This window comes from Streptomyces sp. NPDC093221, from assembly GCF_044753885.1.
In the GTDB taxonomy this organism is placed as follows: domain Bacteria; phylum Actinomycetota; class Actinomycetes; order Streptomycetales; family Streptomycetaceae; genus Actinacidiphila.
This window is the reverse complement of sequence record NZ_JBIVOA010000014.1, coordinates 82,380-101,910: the sequence shown is the minus strand read 5'-3', so window position 1 is coordinate 101,910 and position 19,531 is coordinate 82,380. Positions and strand designations below refer to the sequence as shown.

Here is a 19,531-nt window from a genome sequence, read left to right as displayed (position 1 = left end):
TATACCTCCGCTTTACTTGTGGCATAAGGGAGTTGGGCAAGGCATTGCCTGGTACTGACCTCCCGGCAGGTGTGAAATCGAGTCGTCCCGGTGTGGTGTGCGACGGCCGTTTCGTACCGCTTCGGTACCATTCGGGACCGATCGCCACGGCGTGTTTTCAGCCGCGCGCCGCGACCCCCGGTCCGGCCGCCCGGTGGCCCCGCCGGACGGGCCGCCGCACCGACAGGCGATAGTGGTGGGGTGAGTGCCGTCCCTCAGCCCCGCGCTGACCAAGCCGTCGAGACCGAAGCCGCGACCGACCGCGAGACCGGGGTCGAACCCGGCCGGGCGACCGAAGCCGGGCCCGAACGCGGGACCGGCCCCGGTGCCGCGCCCTCGGCCGCGCGGCGCACCGCCACGCGTGTCCTCGCCGTCGCGCTCGCGTGCGGCGTGATCGGCGCCAGCGTCGTGCTGCTCGCGGCGGGCAAGACCTGGGCGCGCGGCACCGTCGCCTTCGGCCAGGGCACCCTCCCGGTGCACGCCACCGGCAGCCAGGCCACCGCGCTGCCCGGCGCGCTGGCCCTGGTCGGCCTGGCCGCGCTCGTCGCCGTCTTCGCCGTACGCCGGATCGGCCGCTACGTCGTCTCCGGGCTGCTCACGCTCTCCGGCCTCGGCGTGGTCGTCGTCGTGCTCGCCCGCCGCGCGGCCACCGGCGCCCTCAACGAACGGGCCGCCGCCGCGTCCGGCCTCACCCGCGCCACCGCGGGCCACACGAGCACCACCGGCTGGCCGCTGGTCGCCGTCGCCGGCGGCGTCCTGCTGCTCCTCGCGGGCCTGCTCGCACTGCGCTACGGCCACGCCTGGCCCGCGATGTCCAGCCGCTACGACCGGCCGGGCAGCCGCCCCTCGCTGCGCGGCAGGGCCGCCGCCGCGCCCGCGCCGATCGACCCCGACCGGGCCGAGGACCTGTGGAAGGCGCTGGACCGGGGCGAGGACCCCACACAGGCCCCCGGCTGACCGGTCCCGCGCGTGCCGCGACCGCCCGTTCCACCCCCGTGCACGGCAACCCCGGAACACGCGCAACAATGGAAGACGAAGTCGGCGGCGAAAGGACGCCGCCGACCGAGAGGATTCAGGGAGCACTCATGGCGGTCCATCACGACCACGGCCACACCCCCGCCGCGTGGACCGGCTCGATCATCTCGTTCATCGGCTTCTGTGCCGGAGGCGTGTTCATGGTCGCCGCCCAGCCGGTCCCCTTCTGGGCGAGCATGGGCGTCATACTGCTCGGCCCCGTCGTCGGCGGTGCGATGAAGCTCATGGGCCTGGGCAGCAAGGAGTCACCCGAGGTACGGGTCGCCCGCGCCCACGCCGCGCAGGAGGTCCGCACCCCGGAGGGGACGACGCACGCGGAGTCGCCCGCTGAGGCGCCCGCCAGCGCCTGACCCCACCGGTCCCGCCCGCCGGGCGCAGCCGCCGACCTCCGGGTCCGCGCGCTGCGCCTTCGTGCGTCCGGGGGCAGAATCGGCGATGTGATTCACGACACAGCAGGTCGGGCCGCAGGCCGGGCCCCCGCGGCGGCGCGCGGGACGGCTCCCGGAGCGGCCCTCGGCGCCCTCTCGCGCGCCGCCGTACCGCTCGCCCTCCTCGGCGCGGTGGCGGGCGCCTTCGCGTACGTCGGCGCCGTCGACCCCAACACGCCCGGCCACTACCCGGCCTGCCCGCTGCTGCACTACACCGGGATCTACTGCCCCGGCTGCGGCGGCCTGCGCAGCGCCCACGCCGTCGCCCACGGCCACCTCGGCACGGCGCTGGGCTGCAACGCGCTCGCGGTGGCCGGATACGTCGTCTTCGCCGTCGTGTGGGTCGTCTGGTTCACCCGCAGGCTGCGCGGCAGACCGTTCGAACCCGTGCTGCGCCCGGTGTACGGGAAGGCGCTCCTCGCCCTGGCGCTGGTCTTCACCGTTGTCCGGAACCTGCCGTTCGGCGCGGCGCTGATCCCGTGACCCGCCCGCCTTCCGGGGCATGCTTGTCCAGGTGGTGGGACCGCGAATCCCCGGATGCGGGCGCTGCGCCCGGCGCCCGATACCATCGGAGTGTCGGTGGTTCCCACCATTGGCTTGATCATTTCGCTGTACGAACCCGGTCCGGAAGGGGAGCTCTCGCGTGAGTGTGCTCGACGAGATCATCGACGGAGTCCGCGCTGACCTCGCCGAGCGGCAGGCCCGCGTCACCCTCGACGAACTCAAGGAGCGGGCCACCAAGGCGCGCGACGCCAAGGACGGGGTGGCCGCCCTGCGCGGCGACAGCGTCAAGGTGATCTGCGAGGTCAAGCGGTCCAGCCCCTCCAAGGGCGCGCTGGCCGCCATCGCCGACCCCGCGGGGCTCGCCGCCGACTACGAGGCGGGCGGCGCCGCCGTCATCAGCGTCCTCACCGAGGAGCGGAAGTTCGGCGGCTCCCTCGCCGACCTCGAAGCGGTCCGGGCCAAGGTCGACATCCCGGTCCTGCGCAAGGACTTCATCGTCACCGCGTACCAGCTCTGGGAGGCCCGCGCCTACGGTGCCGACCTCGCCCTGCTGATCGTCTCCGCGCTCGACCAGGACGCCCTCGTCTCGCTCGTCGAGCGCGCCCAGTCGATCGGTCTCACCCCGATCGTCGAGGTGCACGACGAGGAGGAGGTCGAGCGGGCGGTGGACGCCGGGGCGAAGATCATCGGGGTCAACGCGCGTAATCTCAAGACCCTTGAGGTCGACCGCGGGAACTTCGCCCGCGTCGCGCCCGAGATTCCCGACCACATCGTGAAGATCGCCGAGTCCGGGGTGCGTGGTCCCCACGACCTGATCGCCTACGCCAATGACGGCGCCGACGCCGTGCTTGTCGGCGAGTCGCTCGTCACCGGCAAGGATCCGCGTGCCGCGGTCGCCGATCTTGTGGCTGCCGGCGCCCATCCCGCCCTCCGCTTCGGCCGCTAACCCCCCTCCGGGGGAGGGCCCCACACCCCTTACGGTGCCCCGTCAGGGCGCCCGACCGCGCTTTGCACGGCGGTTCTTCGCGAGAGACGGTGCCCCGTCAGGGGCGCGTGAGCCGCACGTCGCGGGGCGGTTCCTCGTCAAGGACGTGCCCCGTCAGGGGCGCGGGGAACTGCGCGGCCAGCCGCGATGCTCTCGCAGGTCACCGCCCGCCCCGGTGGGGCAGTTCGGTGGTGGCCGGTCCACCGGCCGGTGGTGGGTTGCTCGCGCAGTTCCTCGCGCCCCTGGCGGGGCGACCGTCTTTCGTTCGGGCGGTGAGCCGGTCTTTTGAGGGGTGCGGCCCGCCGCGACGCTCTCGCAGGTCACCACCGGCCCCGGTGGGGCAGTTCGGTGGTGTCCGGGCCACCGGCCGGTGGTGGGTTGCTCGCGCAGTTCCTCGCGCCCCTGATGGGGCGCACCGTCTTTCGTTCGGGCGGTGGGCCGGTCTTTTGAGGGGCGCGGGGAACTGCGCGGCCAGCCGCGACGCTCCCGCTGGTCACCACCGGCCCCGGTGGGGCAGTCCGGTTGTCGCCGGACCACCGGCCGGTGGGGGCTGAGCGCGCAGTTCCTCGCGCCCCTCAAAGCGAGGCCCTGCGCGGTACCGGGGTCCACAAGGCGAGGCGCTGCGTTGGCTGAACGCGCGCGGGGGCCGGGCATGGAGTGGGGGGACCTGCCCGGAGGGCTAGACTCGGGCGCATGTCCCTCGCCGCGCGTCTCGCCCCCGGCTGCCGCCCCCGCGGCTGCCGCGCGCCGGCGCGCAAGGTGCTGGGGCGCCGGGTGCGGTATGTGATCGGGTGCGAGCCCGGCCAGGTGAACGGCAGGCGATGGCGCCGCGGCTGAGCCGCGAGCAGAGCCACGTACGCACGACACGGACACGCGTACGCGTCCCCCCTTTCACCCGCGCCTGACGGCGCACAGCCAGGGATACCCCATGTCAGAAACGCACGACTTCTTCCATCCGGATCCGGACGGATCCGTCCCCACCCCCGCGGGCTACTTCGGCGCGTTCGGCGGCAAGTTCATCCCGGAGGCGCTGGTCGCCGCCGTGGACGAGGTGGCCGTCGAGTACGAGAAGGCGAAGACCGACCCCGCCTTCGCGGCCGAGCTGAACGACCTGATGGCCAACTACGCGGGCCGCCCGAGCGCCCTCACGGAGGTCCCCCGGTTCGCCGAGCAGGCGGGCGGGGCACGGGTCTTCCTCAAGCGGGAGGACCTGAACCACACCGGCTCGCACAAGATCAACAACGTGCTGGGCCAGACGCTGCTGACCAAGCGGATGGGCAAGACCCGCGTGATCGCGGAGACCGGCGCGGGCCAGCACGGCGTCGCCACCGCGACCGCCTGCGCGCTGTTCGGCCTCGACTGCACGATCTACATGGGCGAGATCGACACCCAGCGCCAGGCGCTCAACGTCGCGCGGATGCGGATGCTCGGCGCCGAGGTGGTCTCGGTGACCTCCGGCAGCCGGACGCTGAAGGACGCCATCAACGAGGCGTTCCGCGACTGGGTCGCCAACGTGGACCGCACGCACTACCTGTTCGGCACGGTCGCGGGACCGCACCCCTTCCCCGCGCTGGTCCGCGACTTCCACCGGGTGATCGGCGTCGAGGCGCGCCGCCAGCTCCTGGAGCGCACCGGCCGGCTGCCCGACGCCGCCGTCGCCTGTGTCGGCGGCGGCTCCAACGCCATGGGCCTCTTCCACGCCTTCCTGCCCGACACCGGGGTCCGGCTGGTCGGCTGCGAGCCCGCGGGCCACGGCGTGGCCACCGGGGAGCACGCGGCCACCCTCACCGAGGGCGAGCCGGGCATCCTGCACGGCTCGCGCTCCTACGTCCTCCAGGACGACGAGGGCCAGATCACCGAGCCGTACTCGATCTCGGCGGGTCTGGACTACCCCGGCGTCGGCCCCGAGCACTCGTACCTCAAGGACATCGGCCGCGCCGAATACCGGGCGGTCACCGACGACGAGGCGATGCAGGCCCTGCGGCTGCTGTCCCGTACCGAGGGCATCATCCCCGCCATCGAGAGCGCGCACGCCCTGGCCGGGGCCCTGGAGATCGGCCGCGAGCTGGGCCCCGAGGGCCTGGTGCTGGTGAACCTCTCCGGCCGCGGCGACAAGGACATGGACACGGCGGCCCGCTACTTCGGGCTGTACGACGCGACCGCCGAGGTCGACGAGGACAACGAGGTGGCGGTCAAGTGAGCGGGAACGTAGAGCTGTTGGACCGGGCGCTGGCCGACGCCAAGGCCGAGGGGCGGGCCGCGCTCGTGGCGTATCTGCCCGCCGGTTTCCCGACCGTGGACGGCGGGATCGAGGCCGTGAAGGCCGCCTTCGAAGGCGGCGCGGACATCGTCGAGGTCGGGCTGCCGCACAGCGACCCGGTGCTGGACGGGCCGGTCATCCAGACCGCCGACGACATCGCGCTCAACAAGAACCACGTGCGGATCGCCGACGTGCTGCGCACCGTACGCGAGGCGCACCAGGCCACCGGCAAGCCGGTGCTGGTCATGACGTACTGGAACCCGGTGGACCGCTACGGCGCCGAGCGGTTCGCGACCGAGCTGGCCGAGGCGGGCGGCGCGGGCTGCATCCTGCCCGACCTGCCGGTCGAGGAGTCCGAGGGATGGCGGAAGGCGGCCGAGCAGCAGGGCCTGGCCACCGTCTTCGTCGTCGCCCCTTCCAGCCGTGACGAGCGGCTGGCGAAGATCACCGCGGCGGGCAGCGGCTTCGTCTACGCGGCCTCCCTGATGGGTGTCACCGGCACGCGGGAGAGCGTCGGCGAGCAGGCGTCCGACCTCGTGCGCCGCACCCGCGCCACCACGGACCTGCCGGTCTGCGTGGGCCTGGGCGTGTCGAACGCGGTGCAGGCCGCCGAGGTCGCGGCCTTCGCCGACGGTGTGATCGTCGGTTCGGCCTTCGTCAAGCGCATCCTCGACGCGGACGGCGACCTGCCCGCGGCCCTCACGGCCGTACGGGAACTGGCGGCGGAACTGGCCGCGGGCGTCCGCAAGCGCGGCTGACGGCACCGGCCGCGACCGTACGAAAGAAACCGGCCGCGCCCCGTACGACCGGCCCCGGCGTAACACGATGGGGCGAATCGCGGTGCGGGAAGGCGCTGAAGTGCCCTCCCGCACCGTTGGTCAGGGATGTGAGCCAGAAGAACCGAGACGGAAAGCGCAGCGCCCGCGAGGCCCTGTACGAACAGCGTGAAAAAGAGAAGGCCAGCGCCCGACGCAGGCGCACCATGGTGGTCGCGGGCGCGGTGGTCGCCGTGCTGGCCATCGCCGCCGTGATCGGGGTGGTGGTCGCCGACCACAAGGACAGCGGCGGCGGCTCCACCCCGGCCGCCGCGCCCAAGGGCGCCATCGGCAAGGACAATCTCGTCATCCCCGTCGGCGCCGCCGACGCGCCCTCGGTGCTGACGATCTACGAGGACTTCCGCTGCCCGGCGTGCGACGCCTTCGAGAAGGCGTTCACCCCGACCATCCACAGCCTTGAGGACAGCGGGCAGATCCGCACCGAATACCACCTGGTGACGCTCATCGACGGCAATCTCGGCGGCTCCGGCTCGCTGAACGCCGCCAATGCCGCCGCCTGCGCCCAGGACGCGGGCAAATTCCGCGCCTACCACGATGTGCTGTACGACAATCAGCCGGAGGAGCAGAGCGACACCTTCTCCGACAAGAACCACCTGCTCGACCTGGCGGGCAAGGTCAGCGGTCTGAAGACGCCGACCTTCACCGCGTGCGTCAACGGCGGCACCCACAACAGCTGGGTGAAGGCGTCGAACAGCGCCTTCGGGAAGTCCGGCTTCAACTCCACGCCGACGATCCTGCTCAACGGCAAGAGCGTCTACGGGAGCGGCAGCAATCTCACGCCCGACTCGCTGAAGCAGATGGTCACCGACGCGAACAAGGGCAAAAAGGCGGGTGCGGTGACCACCGCTCCGGCCTCCTGACAGGCCCGCTGAGGGGCCTGCCGAGGCTTGATTCCGGGCCTTTCGGCGTCCGCGGGGATTCCCCCGGAGGGGCCGGAGGAGTCCCGGCCGTTATCCATACGTAGCCGGGCGGGTTGCCGCACTTCCCGCCCGGCAAGGTAGCGTCGGTCATTGCCATGGAACTCGCATTCATTCCCAGCCCGTCGCACGGAGTCGTCCACCTCGGACCCATTCCGCTGCGCGGCTACGCGTTCTGCATCATCATCGGTGTCTTCGTAGCCGTATGGCTCGGCGGCAAGCGCTGGATCGCCCGCGGCGGCCGGGCGGGCACGGTCGCGGACATCGCCGTGTGGGCGGTGCCCTTCGGTCTGGTCGGCGGCCGGCTGTACCACGTGATCACCGATTACGAGCTGTACTTCACCAGTGGCAAGGACTGGGTCGACGCCTTCAAGATCTGGCAGGGCGGCCTGGGGATCTGGGGCGCCATCGCCTTCGGCGCGCTCGGCGCCTGGATCGCCTGCCGCCGCCGGGGGATCGCGCTGCCGGTCTACGCCGACGCCATCGCGCCGGGCATCGCCTTCGCCCAGGCGATCGGCCGCTGGGGCAACTGGTTCAACCAGGAGCTGTACGGCGGCCCGACCACGCTGCCCTGGGGCCTGAAGATCGACCCCGCGCACCGGCCGGAGAGCACGCCGGACATCGCCACGTACCACCCGACGTTCCTGTACGAGTCCCTGTGGTGCGTCGGCGTCGCCCTGCTGGTCATCTGGGCCGACCGCCGCTTCAAGCTCGGCCACGGGCGGGCCTTCGCCCTCTACGTCGCCGCGTACACGGTGGGCCGCGCCTGGATCGAGCACATGCGCGTGGACTACGCCCACCAGATCCTCGGCATGCGGCTCAACGACTGGACCGCGATCGTCGTCTTCATCGGCGCCGTCGTGTACCTCGTCGTCGTCGGCCGCAAGCGGCCCGGCCGCGAGGAGAACATCGAGCCTCTCGCCTCCGGCGAAGGCCCCGACGACGCCTTGCCGCCGTCGTCCGACCCGGAAGCGGACGCGGACGACGCGGTCGACTCCTCCTCCGTCGAGGACGAGGCTTCCGTCGGTTCCGTCGACCCGAAGCGAGCCTCCGAGGCGCTCTGATCTCGCGCCCCTGAGAAGCCCGTCACGCGCAGTGGCGGCGCACCTTCTCCAGGAGGAGAAAGGGCAGGTCAGGGCAGGCTTTCCTTGCTGGCGGCGCATCGCATTCGAGCGTACGGTCGAATGGATTCGTGGTCGTGCGGCCTCGCGGGAGGCTGCCTGGGGAGGGGTGGGGACGGATGTCAACGGCTGTCGAGGAGACGACGGCGGCGCCGTATCACGTACCGCACCACTCGCACCGTGACGTGAGCGGCGGCTGGCTGCGCCCGGCGGTGTTCGGGGCGATGGACGGCCTGGTGTCGAATCTGGCGCTGATGACGGGAGTGGCGGGCGGCGACGTCTCGTCGCGCACCATCGTGGTGACCGGGCTCGCGGGCCTGGCGGCGGGCGCCTTCTCGATGGCGGCGGGGGAGTACACGTCGGTGGCCTCCCAGCGGGAGCTGGTCGAGGCCGAGCTGGAGATCGAGCGGATCGAGCTGCGCCGCCACCCGGAGGCGGAGCTGCGGGAGCTGGCCGAGCTGTACGTCTCGCGCGGTGTGGAGCCGAAGCTCGCCCGCGAGGTGGCCAGGCAGCTCTCCGTCGACCCGGAGCGGGCGCTGGAGATACACGCCCGCGAGGAACTGGGCGTGGACCCGACCGACCTGCCGTCGCCGCTGGTCGCGGCGGCCTCCTCCTTCGTCGCCTTCGCGCTGGGCGCCCTGCTGCCCGTACTGCCGTATCTGCTCGGCGGCGACTCGCTGTGGCCCGCGGCCGTCCTCGCGCTGGCCGGACTGTTCGGCTGTGGTGCGGCCGTGGCCCGGGTGACCGCGCGTTCCTGGTGGTACAGCGGGGTTCGGCAGCTGCTGTTGGGCGCGGCGGCCGGCGGGGTTACCTTCGTATTGGGCGCGCTTATCGGCACAGCGGTCGGCTGACCACTCCGAACGGTCTGAACGGCCGACCGGTGCGGCCGGCCCACTGGTCCGATCGGGTGATCGGCGATGTGCCGTGCGCCCGCTCCACCGGACTCGGGAAACCCACAGGAAACCAGCGGCCACAAGCCTCATGTTTCCCCGTCGTTTCAGTAGCCGTCGCACGGGGCATTACCCGGTGGCGCACCGGCAGAAAGCGGCCCGGTGGCGCGCTGGACCCGGCCGGAAAACCTCCGACACGGCGCTGGCCTGATCTGTTCGCTCCACCCCTCATCATGTCCACATGCTGGAACTGAGTATCCGCTTCTCGAACACTCGTCCATCATGTAACCTGCACGAAATCGCAGAGGGCCAACGTCGTCCCTGTTGCGCATGCCTGGGAACAGGCAATGCATACAAGCCAAAGACGACGACGGGAGAGCCATGCGTTCGCGTTCCGCGTTCATGGACGGGCGCCCCGCCCCGCAGGGGATGTACGACCCCCGCAACGAGCACGACGCCTGTGGCGTCGGTTTCGTGGCCACCCTCACCGGCGAGGCGAGCCATGGGCTCGTGGAGCAGGCGCTGACCGTTCTGCGCAATCTGGAGCATCGTGGTGCCACCGGCGCCGAGCCCGACTCGGGTGACGGCGCGGGCATCCTCCTCCAGATCCCGGACGCCTTCCTGCGCGAGGCCGCCGGCTTCGCGCTGCCCGACCAGGGCCACTACGCGGTCGGCCTCGCCTTCCTCCCGGTCGAGACCGAGGACCGCGCCAAGGCCGTCGACGCCATCGAGCGGATCGCCGCGGAAGAGGGCCTGACCGTACTCGGCTGGCGCGAGGTCCCGGTCGCCCCCGAGCTGCTGGGCACCACCTCCCGCTCGACGATGCCGTACTTCTCGCAGCTCTTCGTCGCCGACAGCGCCGGCGCCGCCTCCGGCATCGACCTCGACCGGCCCGCCTTCGTCCTGCGCAAGCGCGCCGAGCGCGAGGCCGACGTGTACTTCCCGTCGCTGTCCGCCCGCACGATCGTGTACAAGGGCATGCTGACCACGGGGCAGCTCGAACCGTTCTTCCCCGACCTGTCCGACCCGCGGTTCGCCACCGCCATCGCGCTGGTCCACTCGCGCTTCTCCACCAACACCTTCCCGAGCTGGCCGCTCGCCCACCCGTACCGCTTCGTCGCGCACAACGGTGAGATCAACACCGTCAAGGGCAACAGGAACTGGATGCGGGCCCGCGAGTCGCAGCTCGCCAGCGACCTCTTCGGCCCGGCGGGCGGCGGCCAGGGCGGCGACCTGGAGCGGATCTTCCCGATCTGTACGCCCGGCGCCTCCGACACCGCGTCCTTCGACGAGGTGCTGGAACTGCTGCACCTCGGCGGCCGGTCGCTGCCGCACAGCGTGCTGATGATGATCCCCGAGGCGTGGGAGAACCACGAGTCGATGGACCCGGCGCGGCACGCCTTCTACCAGTACCACTCCACGCTGATGGAGCCCTGGGACGGCCCGGCCTGCGTCACCTTCACCGACGGCTCCGTCGTCGGCGCGGTCCTGGACCGCAACGGCCTGCGCCCCGGCCGCTACTGGGTCACCGACGACGGCCTGGTCGTGCTCGCCTCCGAGTCCGGCGTCCTGGACATCGCCCCGGAGAAGGTGACCCGCAAGGGCCGCCTCCAGCCCGGCCGGATGTTCCTGGTCGACACCGTCCAGCACCGGATCGTCGAGGACGACGAGATCAAGGCGGGCATCGCCGCGGAGAACCCGTACGCCGACTGGCTGGAAGCCGGGCTGATCAACCTCTCCGACCTGCCCGAGCGCGAGCACATCGTGCACACCCACGCCTCGGTCACCCGCCGCCAGCAGACCTTCGGCTACACCGAGGAAGAGCTGCGGATCATCCTCGCGCCGATGGCCAGGACCGGCGGCGAACCGCTCGGCTCGATGGGCACCGACTCGCCGATCGCGGCGCTCTCCGAGCGCCCCCGGCTGCTCTTCGACTACTTCACCCAGCTCTTCGCGCAGGTCACCAACCCGCCGCTGGACGCCATCCGCGAGGAACTGGTCACCTCGCTGATCTCCACCATCGGCCCGTCGGGCAACCTGCTGGAGCCCAGCCCGGCCTCCTGTCGCAACATCACCCTGCCGTTCCCGGTGATCGACAACGACGAGCTGGCCAAGCTCATCCACGTCAACGCCGACGGCGACCTGCCCGGGCTCAAGGGCGCCACCCTGTCCGGCCTCTACCGGGTCACCGGCGGCGGCCAGGCACTCGCCGCCCGGCTCGCCGAGATCTGCGCCGAGGCCGACGCCGCCATAGAGGACGGCGCCCGCCTGATCGTGCTCTCCGACCGGCACTCCGACGCCGAGCACGCGCCGATCCCGTCGCTGCTGCTCACCTCCGCCGTGCACCACCACCTGATCCGCACCAAGCAGCGCACCCAGGTCGGCCTCCTCGTCGAGGCGGGCGACGTGCGCGAGGTGCACCACGTGGCGCTGCTCATCGGCTACGGCGCCGCGGCCGTCAACCCCTACCTGGCCATGGAGTCCGTCGAGGACCTGGTCAGGGCGGGCACCTTCCTGCCCGGCGTCGAGGTCGAGACCGCGCTGAAGAACCTGATCAAGGCGCTCGGCAAGGGCGTGCTGAAGGTCATGTCCAAGATGGGCATCTCCACCGTCGCCTCCTACCGCGGCGCGCAGGTCTTCGAGGCGGTCGGCCTGGAGTCCGACTTCGTCGACAGCTACTTCCACGGCACCGACACCAAGATCGGCGGCGCGGGCATCGACGTCGTCGCGCAGGAGGTCGCCGCCCGGCACGCCAAGGCGTACCCGCTGTCCGGCATCGCCGCCGCGCACCGCAGGCTCGACATCGGCGGCGAGTACCAGTGGCGCCGCGAGGGCGAACCGCACCTGTTCGACCCCGACACCGTCTTCCGGCTCCAGCACGCCACCCGCACCCGGCGCTACGACATCTTCAAGCAGTACACGCAGCGGGTGAACGAGCAGTCCGAGCGGCTGATGACGCTGCGCGGCCTGTTCGGGCTGAAGAACGACCGCGGCCCCGTCCCGATCGACGAGGTCGAGCCGGTCTCCGAGATCGTCAAGCGCTTCTCCACCGGCGCCATGTCGTACGGCTCGATCTCGCGCGAGGCGCACGAGACGCTGGCCATCGCCATGAACCAGCTCGGCGGCAAGTCCAACACCGGTGAGGGCGGCGAGGACGCCGACCGGCTGTACGACCCGGCCCGGCGCAGCGCCATCAAGCAGGTCGCCTCCGGCCGCTTCGGCGTGACGTCGGAGTACCTGGTCAACGCCGACGACATCCAGATCAAGATGGCCCAGGGCGCCAAGCCCGGCGAGGGCGGTCAGCTCCCCGGCCACAAGGTCTACCCGTGGATCGCCGGCACCCGGCACTCCACCGCGGGCGTCGGCCTGATCTCGCCGCCGCCGCACCACGACATCTACTCCATCGAGGACCTCGCCCAGCTCATCCACGACCTGAAGAACGCCAACCCCAAGGCGCGCGTTCACGTCAAGCTGGTCTCCGAGGTCGGCGTCGGCACCGTCGCGGCCGGTGTGTCCAAGGCCCACGCGGACGTCGTCCTGATCTCGGGACACGACGGCGGTACGGGCGCCTCGCCGCTCACCTCGCTCAAGCACGCGGGCGGCCCCTGGGAGCTGGGCCTGGCCGAGACCCAGCAGACGCTGCTGCTCAACGGCTTGCGGGACCGTATCGTCGTGCAGACCGACGGCCAGCTCAAGACCGGCCGGGACGTCGTCATCGCCGCGCTGCTCGGGGCCGAGGAGTTCGGCTTCGCGACCGCGCCGCTGGTGGTCTCCGGCTGCGTCATGATGCGCGTCTGCCACCTCGACACCTGTCCGGTCGGCGTCGCCACCCAGAACCCGGTGCTGCGCGACCGCTTCACCGGCAAGCCCGAATTCGTGGTGAACTTCTTCGAGTTCATCGCGGAGGAGGTCCGCGAGATCCTCGCCGAGCTGGGCTTCCGCTCCATCGAGGAAGCCGTCGGCCACGCCGAGCTGATCGACGCCGACCACGCCGTGGAGCACTGGAAGGCGCAGGGCCTCGACCTCGCCCCGCTGCTGTACGTGCCGGAGCTGCCCGAGGGCGCGGTGCTGCACCGTACCGTCGAGCAGGACCACGGCCTGGACCGCGCCCTGGACAACGAGCTGATCCGGCTCGCCGCCGAGGCGCTGGAGTCCGGCGCCCCGGTCCGCGCGCAGGTGCCGATCCGCAACGTCAACCGCACGGTCGGCACCATGCTCGGCCACGAGGTGACCAAGAAGTACGGCGGCGCGGGCCTGCCCGACGACACCATCGACGTCACCTTCACCGGCTCCGCCGGCCAGTCCTTCGGCGCGTTCCTGCCCCGGGGCGTCACCCTGCGGCTCGAAGGCGACGCCAACGACTACGTCGGCAAGGGCCTGTCCGGCGGCCGGGTCATCGTCCGCCCCGACCGCGGCGCCGACCACCTCGCCGAGTACTCCACCATCGCGGGCAACACCATCGCGTACGGCGCGACCAGCGGCGAGCTGTTCCTGCGCGGCCGTACCGGTGAGCGGTTCTGCGTCCGCAACTCCGGCGCGACCGTCGTCTCCGAAGGCGTCGGCGACCACGGCTGCGAGTACATGACCGGCGGCCGGGCCGTCGTCCTCGGCGCCACCGGGCGCAACTTCGCGGCCGGTATGTCCGGCGGCATCGCCTACGTCCTCGACCTCGACCCCGGCGCCGTCAACTTCGGGATGGTCGGCGTCGAGTCGCTGGACGCGGGCGACATCACGTGGCTGCACGATGTCGTGCGCCGCCACTTCGAGGAGACCGGCTCCACCGTCGCCGAGCGGCTGCTCGCCGACTGGGGCGGCGCCCTCACCCGCTTCGGCAAGGTCATGCCGAGGGACTACAAGGCAGTGCTCGCCGCCAAGAACGCCGCCGAGCAGGCCGGACTCTCCGAGTCCGAGACCACCGCGAAGATGATGGAGGCGGCAAATGGCTGACCCCAAGGGCTTCCTCACCACCCCGCGTGAGACCGCTCCGACCCGCCCGGTCGAGGAGCGCCGGCAGGACTGGAAAGAGGTCTACGTCCCCGGCGGCCTGCTGCCGATCATCAGCAAGCAGGCCGGACGCTGCATGGACTGCGGCATCCCGTTCTGTCACAACGGCTGTCCGCTGGGGAATCTGATCCCCGAGTGGAACGACTACGCCTACCGCGAGGACTGGACCGAGGCCAGCGAGCGGCTGCACGCCACCAACAACTTCCCGGAGTTCACCGGGCGCCTGTGCCCCGCGCCGTGCGAGTCGGCCTGCGTGCTGGGCATCAACCAGCCCGCCGTCACCATCAAGAACGTCGAAGTCACCATCATCGACAAGGCGTGGGACAACGGCGACGTCACCCCGCAGCCGCCGGACCGGCTGTCCGGCAAGACCGTCGCCGTGATCGGCTCGGGCCCCGCGGGCCTGGCCGCCGCCCAGCAGCTCACCCGCGCCGGGCACACCGTCGCGGTCTACGAGCGCGCCGACCGGATCGGCGGACTGCTGCGCTACGGCATCCCCGAGTTCAAGATGGAGAAGCGGCACATCAACCGGCGCATCGAGCAGATGCGCGCCGAGGGCACCAAATTCCGCACCGGAGTGCAGATCGGCGTCGACCTCGACGCGGCCAAGCTCGCCAAGCGGTACGACGCGGTGGTCATCGCGGCCGGCGCGACCGTCTCCCGCGACCTGCCCGCACCCGGCCGTGAGCTGGGCGGCATCCACTTCGCGATGGAGTACCTCCCGCTGGCCAACAAGGTGCAGGAGGGCGACTTCGTCTCCCCGCCGATCACCGCGCAGGGCAAGCACGTCGTCGTCATCGGCGGCGGCGACACCGGCGCGGACTGCGTCGGCACCGCCCACCGGCAGGGCGCGGCCTCGGTCACCCAGCTCGAGATCATGCCGCGGCCGTCCGACGACCGGCCCGCGGGCCAGCCGTGGCCGACGATGCCCGCCGTCTACAAGGTGACCTCGGCGCACGAGGAGGGCGGCGAGCGGGTCTACGCCGTCAACACCATGAAGTTCGAGGGCGACGAGAACGGCAACGTCAAGGCGCTGCACCTGGTCGAGGTGGCCTTCCAGGACGGGAAGTTCGTCCCGCAGGAGGGCACCGAGCGGGTCATCCCCGCCGAACTGGTCACCCTCGCGATGGGCTTCACCGGCACCGACCAGTCCAACGGCCTGGTCGACCAGCTCGGTCTCGCGCTGGACGCCCGCGGCAACATCGCGCGCGACGCCTCGTACGCGACCAACGTCGACGGTGTCTTCGTCGCCGGTGACGCCGGGCGCGGCCAGTCGCTCATCGTCTGGGCCATCGCCGAGGGCCGCTCCGCCGCGAAGGCCGTCGACTCCTACCTCACCGGCCTGGCCTCGGCCCTGCACGCCCCCATCCGCCCGACCGACCGGCCCCTCATGGTCTGACGTCGCGTCCGGACGGTCCCGACTGTCCCACCCCGCTCCGCACAATGGCGTGCGGAGCGCGCAACACCGCAGCGCCCGCCACTCCCCGACCAAGGAGGCGGGCGTTGTGCTTTTCCCCTCGCGGCGGGGCGGTGCCGCGTTCTTTGGGGCACGAACCCGCCGTGCGAACAGCGCGCCCCCGGCAGGGTCACGTGTCGACGTCCAGCTCCGTCTTGCACAGGGCGCACCGGGCGCGCAGGCGCCCCCGGCAGGGGACGCGGATGCGCTGGAAGCAGGTGGGGCACGGGAAGGAGACCCGTACCGTGCCCGAGGGCGCGGCCTCGAACGTGTAGTCCGGGCCGGAGGCCAGCGCGCGGCGGTCCTTGGCGTACCGTCGGCGGGCCGCCCAGCCCGACGCTGCCAGGGGAGCGCGGCGCACGTCCTGCTGGGCGCGGGCCAGCCCCGCGCGGTAGGCGTCGCGGGCCTGGGCGCTGCGGAACCACGGCTCGATGTCGTCGCCGAAGGCCGCCGCGCGCTTGGCCAGCACGTAGCCGAACTCCTCCGGCGTGAGATAGCCGAGCTTGTACGCCGACATCATCAGCCGCTCGCCGCGGATCGCGGCCTCCTCGCGGTACGCGTCCAGCAGCAGCCAGCCCGCGCCCAGATACGCCGTGGCGGTGTCGGTCAGAATCTCGTTGTCCCGGGTGCCGGGGAACTCCAGACCGAGCCGGTGCAGGTAGACGTGCATGACCTCGTGGGCGAGCGCCGCCCCGACATCGCGCCGGTCGGTCCTGAACCGCGAGTGCAGCTCGATGAAGTACTCGGGCCCCGCGGCCAGCTCCACATTGCCCGCGTGCACCATGTCGCGGAAGCTCACGACCATCCGCGCGTCCGGCAGCCGGAAGTGCTGCACCATGACGCGCGCCACCCGCTGCGCGCCCAGATACAGGTCCTCGTCCGCGGGGAAGTCCACCAGTTCGGGATGGACGCTGGTGGCGAACCTGGCCACCCCGTCGCCCGACAGCCGCCGGTAGAGCGCGGTGAGCGCGGACCGCACCGTGTCGATGTGCGGGAAACCGTGCACGATGGCCCCGCCACCGGCCGTCGACGACGCGCTGGGTCCAGCCTGCTCGGCCATGAACACCTCCCCGTACCCACCGAGCCTACGCGTCGGCCCGCGCCGTTGTCGCCGCCATCGGCGGCCTCGGCGTCCCGCGACGGCGGCCTCGCGGGGGTACCAGGTGACGGAGCCGCCGACGTGCGGCAGCATGTGCGACATGCCTGCTCTGACCCGCGCCGAGGCCGAGACCCGCGCCAGCGATCTGACCGTCCGCCACTACGCGATCGACCTCGATCTCACCCGAGGGGGGGACGTCTTCGGCTCGACCTCGGTGATCACCTTCACCGCCGACCGCGCCTGCGACACCTTCGCGGAACTCAAGCCCGCCGCACTGCGCCGCGTCGTGCTCGACGGCACGGAACTCGACCCGGCCACGCTGGACGACAACCGCCTCCCGCTGCCCGGCCTCGCCGCCGGGGACCACGAACTGCGGGTCGAGGCCGACATGCGGTACTCGCACACCGGCGAGGGCATGCACCGCTTCACCGACCCCGCCGACGGGGAGACGTACGTCTACACCCAGCTCTTCATGGAAGACGTGCAGCGCGTCGCCGCCGCCTTCGACCAGCCGGACCTCAAGGCCGTGTTCGAGGTCACGGTGACCGCGCCGCCGCAGTGGACGGTCCTCGGCAACGCGCTCACCTCCCGTACCGGCCAGACGCCCGCGGGCGACGGGCGCTGGACGATGGCCGCGACCCCGCCGATCTCCACGTATCTGCTCGCCGTCGCCGCGGGACCCTGGCACTCGGTACGCACCGAGCACGCCGGGCTGCCCTTCGGCCTGCACTGCCGCCGCTCGCTCGCCCCGCACCTGGACCGGGACGCCGACGAGCTGTTCGACATCACCCGCCGCTGCTTCGACCGCTACCACGAGCTGTTCGCGGAGCCGTACCCCTTCGACTCCTACGACCAGGCGTTCGTCCCCGAGTTCAACGCGGGCGCGATGGAGAACCCCGGACTGGTCACCTTCCGCGACGAGTTCGTCTTCCGCTCGGCCTTCACGCCCACCGAGGCGCAGTTCCGGGCCGTCGTCATCGCGCACGAGATGGCGCACATGTGGTTCGGCGACCTGGTGACGCTGCGCTGGTGGGACGACATCTGGCTGAACGAGTCCTTCGCCGAGTACATGGGCTTCCAAGTCCTGTCCGAGGCCACCGACTTCACCGGCACCTGGACCGACTTCGCCGTCGCCCGCAAGGCGTGGGGCACCGACGCCGACCAGCGGCCCTCCACCCACCCGGTGGCCCCCGACCCCGAGGCCGTCCCCGACACCGCCTCCGCGCTCAACAACTTCGACGGCATCTCGTACGCCAAGGGCGCCTCCGCGCTGCGCCAACTCGTCGCCTGGCTCGGCCAGGAGGACTTCCTCGCCGGGATCAACGAGCACTTCGCCCGGCACCGCTTCGGCAACGCCAACCTCGCCGACTTCATCGACTCGCTGGCCGGCGCCACCGAACGCGACGTGCCCGGCTGGGCCGCCGCCTGGCTGCGCACCAGCGGCGTCGACACGCTCACGCCCGCCACCGTGGCCACCTCCGACAGCGGCTGGCGGCTGGAGATCAGCCACAGCGGAGACCGCCCGCACCGGATCGCCGTCGGCCTGTACGACCGGGCCGCCGACGACCCCGCGCGGCTCGTGCCGCGCGACCGGCTCACCGTCGACATCGACGCGAACGCCGCCGTCAGCGCGCACGAACTGCCCGGCACCCGGCCCGATGTGGTGCTGCTCAACGACGGCGACCTCTCCTTCGCCAAGGTCCGCTTCGACGAACACACCTGGGAGACGCTGGAGGAGACGCTCAGCGGGCTGCCCGAACCGCTCAGCCGGGCCGTCACCTGGTGCGCGGCCCGCGATCTCGTACGCGACGCGAAGATCGCCCCGCGCGACTATCTGGCCCTGGTCGCACGGCAGTTGCCCGCCGAGACCGACCCGGCGCTGGTCGAGGCGGTCCTCACCTTCGCGCGTACGCAGGTCGCCGACCGCTACCTCGACCCGGTGCTGCGCCCCGACGCCCTCGGCAAGCTCGCCGCCACCAGCCGGGCGCTGCTCGCCGACGGCGGCCCCGGGGTGCGGCTCACCGCCACCCGCACGCTCATCGACAGCGCCGTCACCGCGGGCGAGGCGGCCGTACTGCGCGAGTGGTACGACGACGGCAAGATTCCCGGCGCCGCGGACCTCGACGCCGAGCTGCGCTGGAAGGCGCTGCTGCGGCTCGCCGTCCTCGGGCACGCCACCGCCGCCGACATCGACGCCGAGCTGGCCCGCGACCCCAGCGGCACCGGTCGTGAGGGCGCCGCCCGCTGCCGGGCCGCCCTGCCGGACGAGGCGGCAAAGGAGGCCGCCTGGGCGTCGATGTTCCACGACGACACCCTGTCCAACTACCTCTTCGCGGCCACCGCCCAGGGCTTCTGGCACCCCGAACAGGACGCCCTGCTCAGCCCGTTCGTCCCGCGCTTCTACCCCGATGCCATCGCCGTCACCGGCCGTCGGGGCGCGGCCATCGCCGAGGCCATCAGCCGCTATGGCTTCCCCTCGGAGGTCGTCACCGAATCCGCCCTCGAACTCGGCCGCACCGCTCTCTCCGACCCCACCCTCATCCCCGCTCTCCGCCGTGCCCTCACCGACCGCCTCGACGACCTCTCGCGTGCCGCGCGCATCAGGTCCACCTGGTAGCCCAGCCCCCCGAGACGGTTCCTTCACCGGGCCCGGTGGGCCGATCTCTCCAGGGGCGCGGGACCCGCGCGACCTCGCGCCCCAGGACGGTTTCCTTGCACTAGGCGGCACGCCGGTCTTTCCAGGGGCGCGGGGAACTGCGCGGCCTCGCGCGCCAGGACGGTTCCCTTGCGCTAGGCGGCACGCCGGTCTTTTAGGGGCGCGGGGAACTGCGCGGCCTCGCGCGCCAGGACGGTTGCTTTGCGCTAGGCGGCACGCCGGTCTTTTAGGGGCGCTGGGGGCACCTCCCAGCGTTAGCTGGGGGAGGAACTGCGCGCTCAGCCCGCGCGGTGGCGCGGGT

The 19,531-nt window shown here is 71.9% G+C and carries 14 protein-coding genes; 13 read left to right on the top strand and 1 reads right to left on the bottom strand.

The window, feature by feature from the left end:
* Positions 1 to 240 precede the first annotated feature (240 nt).
* The 12 genes from ACIQCJ_RS34460 (at position 241) to ACIQCJ_RS34405 (ending at position 15,418) form a co-directional block, all read left to right on the top strand.
* Complete coding sequence (locus ACIQCJ_RS34460) at positions 241 to 996, top strand: TIGR02234 family membrane protein (protein WP_391159732.1); 756 nt, start codon at positions 241 to 243, stop codon at positions 994 to 996.
* A 128-nt stretch (positions 997 to 1,124) separates the two neighbouring features.
* On the top strand, positions 1,125 to 1,424 hold the full coding sequence (locus ACIQCJ_RS34455; protein ID WP_402713760.1) for an HGxxPAAW family protein: 300 nt from the start codon (positions 1,125 to 1,127) through the stop codon (positions 1,422 to 1,424).
* An 87-nt stretch (positions 1,425 to 1,511) separates the two neighbouring features.
* Positions 1,512 to 1,985, top strand: a complete 474-nt coding sequence (locus ACIQCJ_RS34450; protein ID WP_402713758.1) for a DUF2752 domain-containing protein — start codon at positions 1,512 to 1,514, stop codon at positions 1,983 to 1,985.
* A gap of 160 nt (positions 1,986 to 2,145) precedes the next feature.
* Positions 2,146 to 2,952 carry an indole-3-glycerol phosphate synthase TrpC gene (gene trpC / locus ACIQCJ_RS34445; protein WP_355334006.1) on the top strand — a complete coding sequence of 269 codons (807 nt, stop codon included), beginning with the start codon at positions 2,146 to 2,148 and terminating at the stop codon, positions 2,950 to 2,952.
* A 732-nt stretch (positions 2,953 to 3,684) separates the two neighbouring features.
* Positions 3,685 to 3,828, top strand: a complete 144-nt coding sequence (gene trpM / locus ACIQCJ_RS34440; RefSeq protein WP_391044025.1) for a tryptophan biosynthesis modulator TrpM — start codon at positions 3,685 to 3,687, stop codon at positions 3,826 to 3,828.
* Between the two features lie 91 nt (positions 3,829 to 3,919).
* Positions 3,920 to 5,191, top strand: coding sequence for a tryptophan synthase subunit beta (trpB, locus tag ACIQCJ_RS34435; protein WP_355334003.1), 1,272 nt, complete (start codon positions 3,920 to 3,922; stop codon positions 5,189 to 5,191).
* Positions 5,188 to 6,009, top strand: a complete 822-nt coding sequence (trpA, locus tag ACIQCJ_RS34430) for a tryptophan synthase subunit alpha (RefSeq protein ID WP_355334000.1) — start codon at positions 5,188 to 5,190, stop codon at positions 6,007 to 6,009. Before trpB ends, trpA begins: the two co-directional genes overlap by 4 nt.
* A 128-nt stretch (positions 6,010 to 6,137) precedes the next feature.
* A complete protein-coding gene (locus ACIQCJ_RS34425) occupies positions 6,138 to 6,947 on the top strand; it encodes a thioredoxin domain-containing protein (protein ID WP_355333997.1) in 810 nt (269 codons plus the stop codon).
* Between the two features lie 155 nt (positions 6,948 to 7,102).
* Positions 7,103 to 8,068 carry a prolipoprotein diacylglyceryl transferase gene (gene lgt, locus ACIQCJ_RS34420; RefSeq protein WP_402713754.1) on the top strand — a complete coding sequence of 322 codons (966 nt, stop codon included), beginning with the start codon at positions 7,103 to 7,105 and terminating at the stop codon, positions 8,066 to 8,068.
* Between the two features lie 176 nt (positions 8,069 to 8,244).
* A complete protein-coding gene (locus ACIQCJ_RS34415; protein ID WP_355333991.1) occupies positions 8,245 to 8,976 on the top strand; it encodes a VIT1/CCC1 transporter family protein in 732 nt (243 codons plus the stop codon).
* A 420-nt stretch (positions 8,977 to 9,396) separates the two neighbouring features.
* Positions 9,397 to 13,962, top strand: a complete 4,566-nt coding sequence (gene gltB / locus ACIQCJ_RS34410; protein WP_355333988.1) for a glutamate synthase large subunit — start codon at positions 9,397 to 9,399, stop codon at positions 13,960 to 13,962.
* Positions 13,955 to 15,418, top strand: a complete 1,464-nt coding sequence (locus tag ACIQCJ_RS34405; protein WP_355333986.1) for a glutamate synthase subunit beta — start codon at positions 13,955 to 13,957, stop codon at positions 15,416 to 15,418. Before gltB ends, ACIQCJ_RS34405 begins: the two co-directional genes overlap by 8 nt.
* A 187-nt stretch (positions 15,419 to 15,605) precedes the next feature.
* Here ACIQCJ_RS34405 and ACIQCJ_RS34400 read toward each other — a convergent pair whose 3' ends face one another.
* Positions 15,606 to 16,535, bottom strand: a complete 930-nt coding sequence (locus ACIQCJ_RS34400; protein ID WP_355333984.1) for a hypothetical protein — start codon at positions 16,533 to 16,535, stop codon at positions 15,606 to 15,608.
* A gap of 139 nt (positions 16,536 to 16,674) precedes the next feature.
* Between ACIQCJ_RS34400 and pepN the strand changes: the two genes are divergently transcribed.
* Positions 16,675 to 19,191: an aminopeptidase N gene (gene pepN, locus ACIQCJ_RS34395; protein ID WP_402713751.1), complete on the top strand. Its 2,517-nt coding sequence runs from the start codon at positions 16,675 to 16,677 to the stop codon at positions 19,189 to 19,191.
* The last annotated feature ends 340 nt before the right edge of the window (positions 19,192 to 19,531 follow it).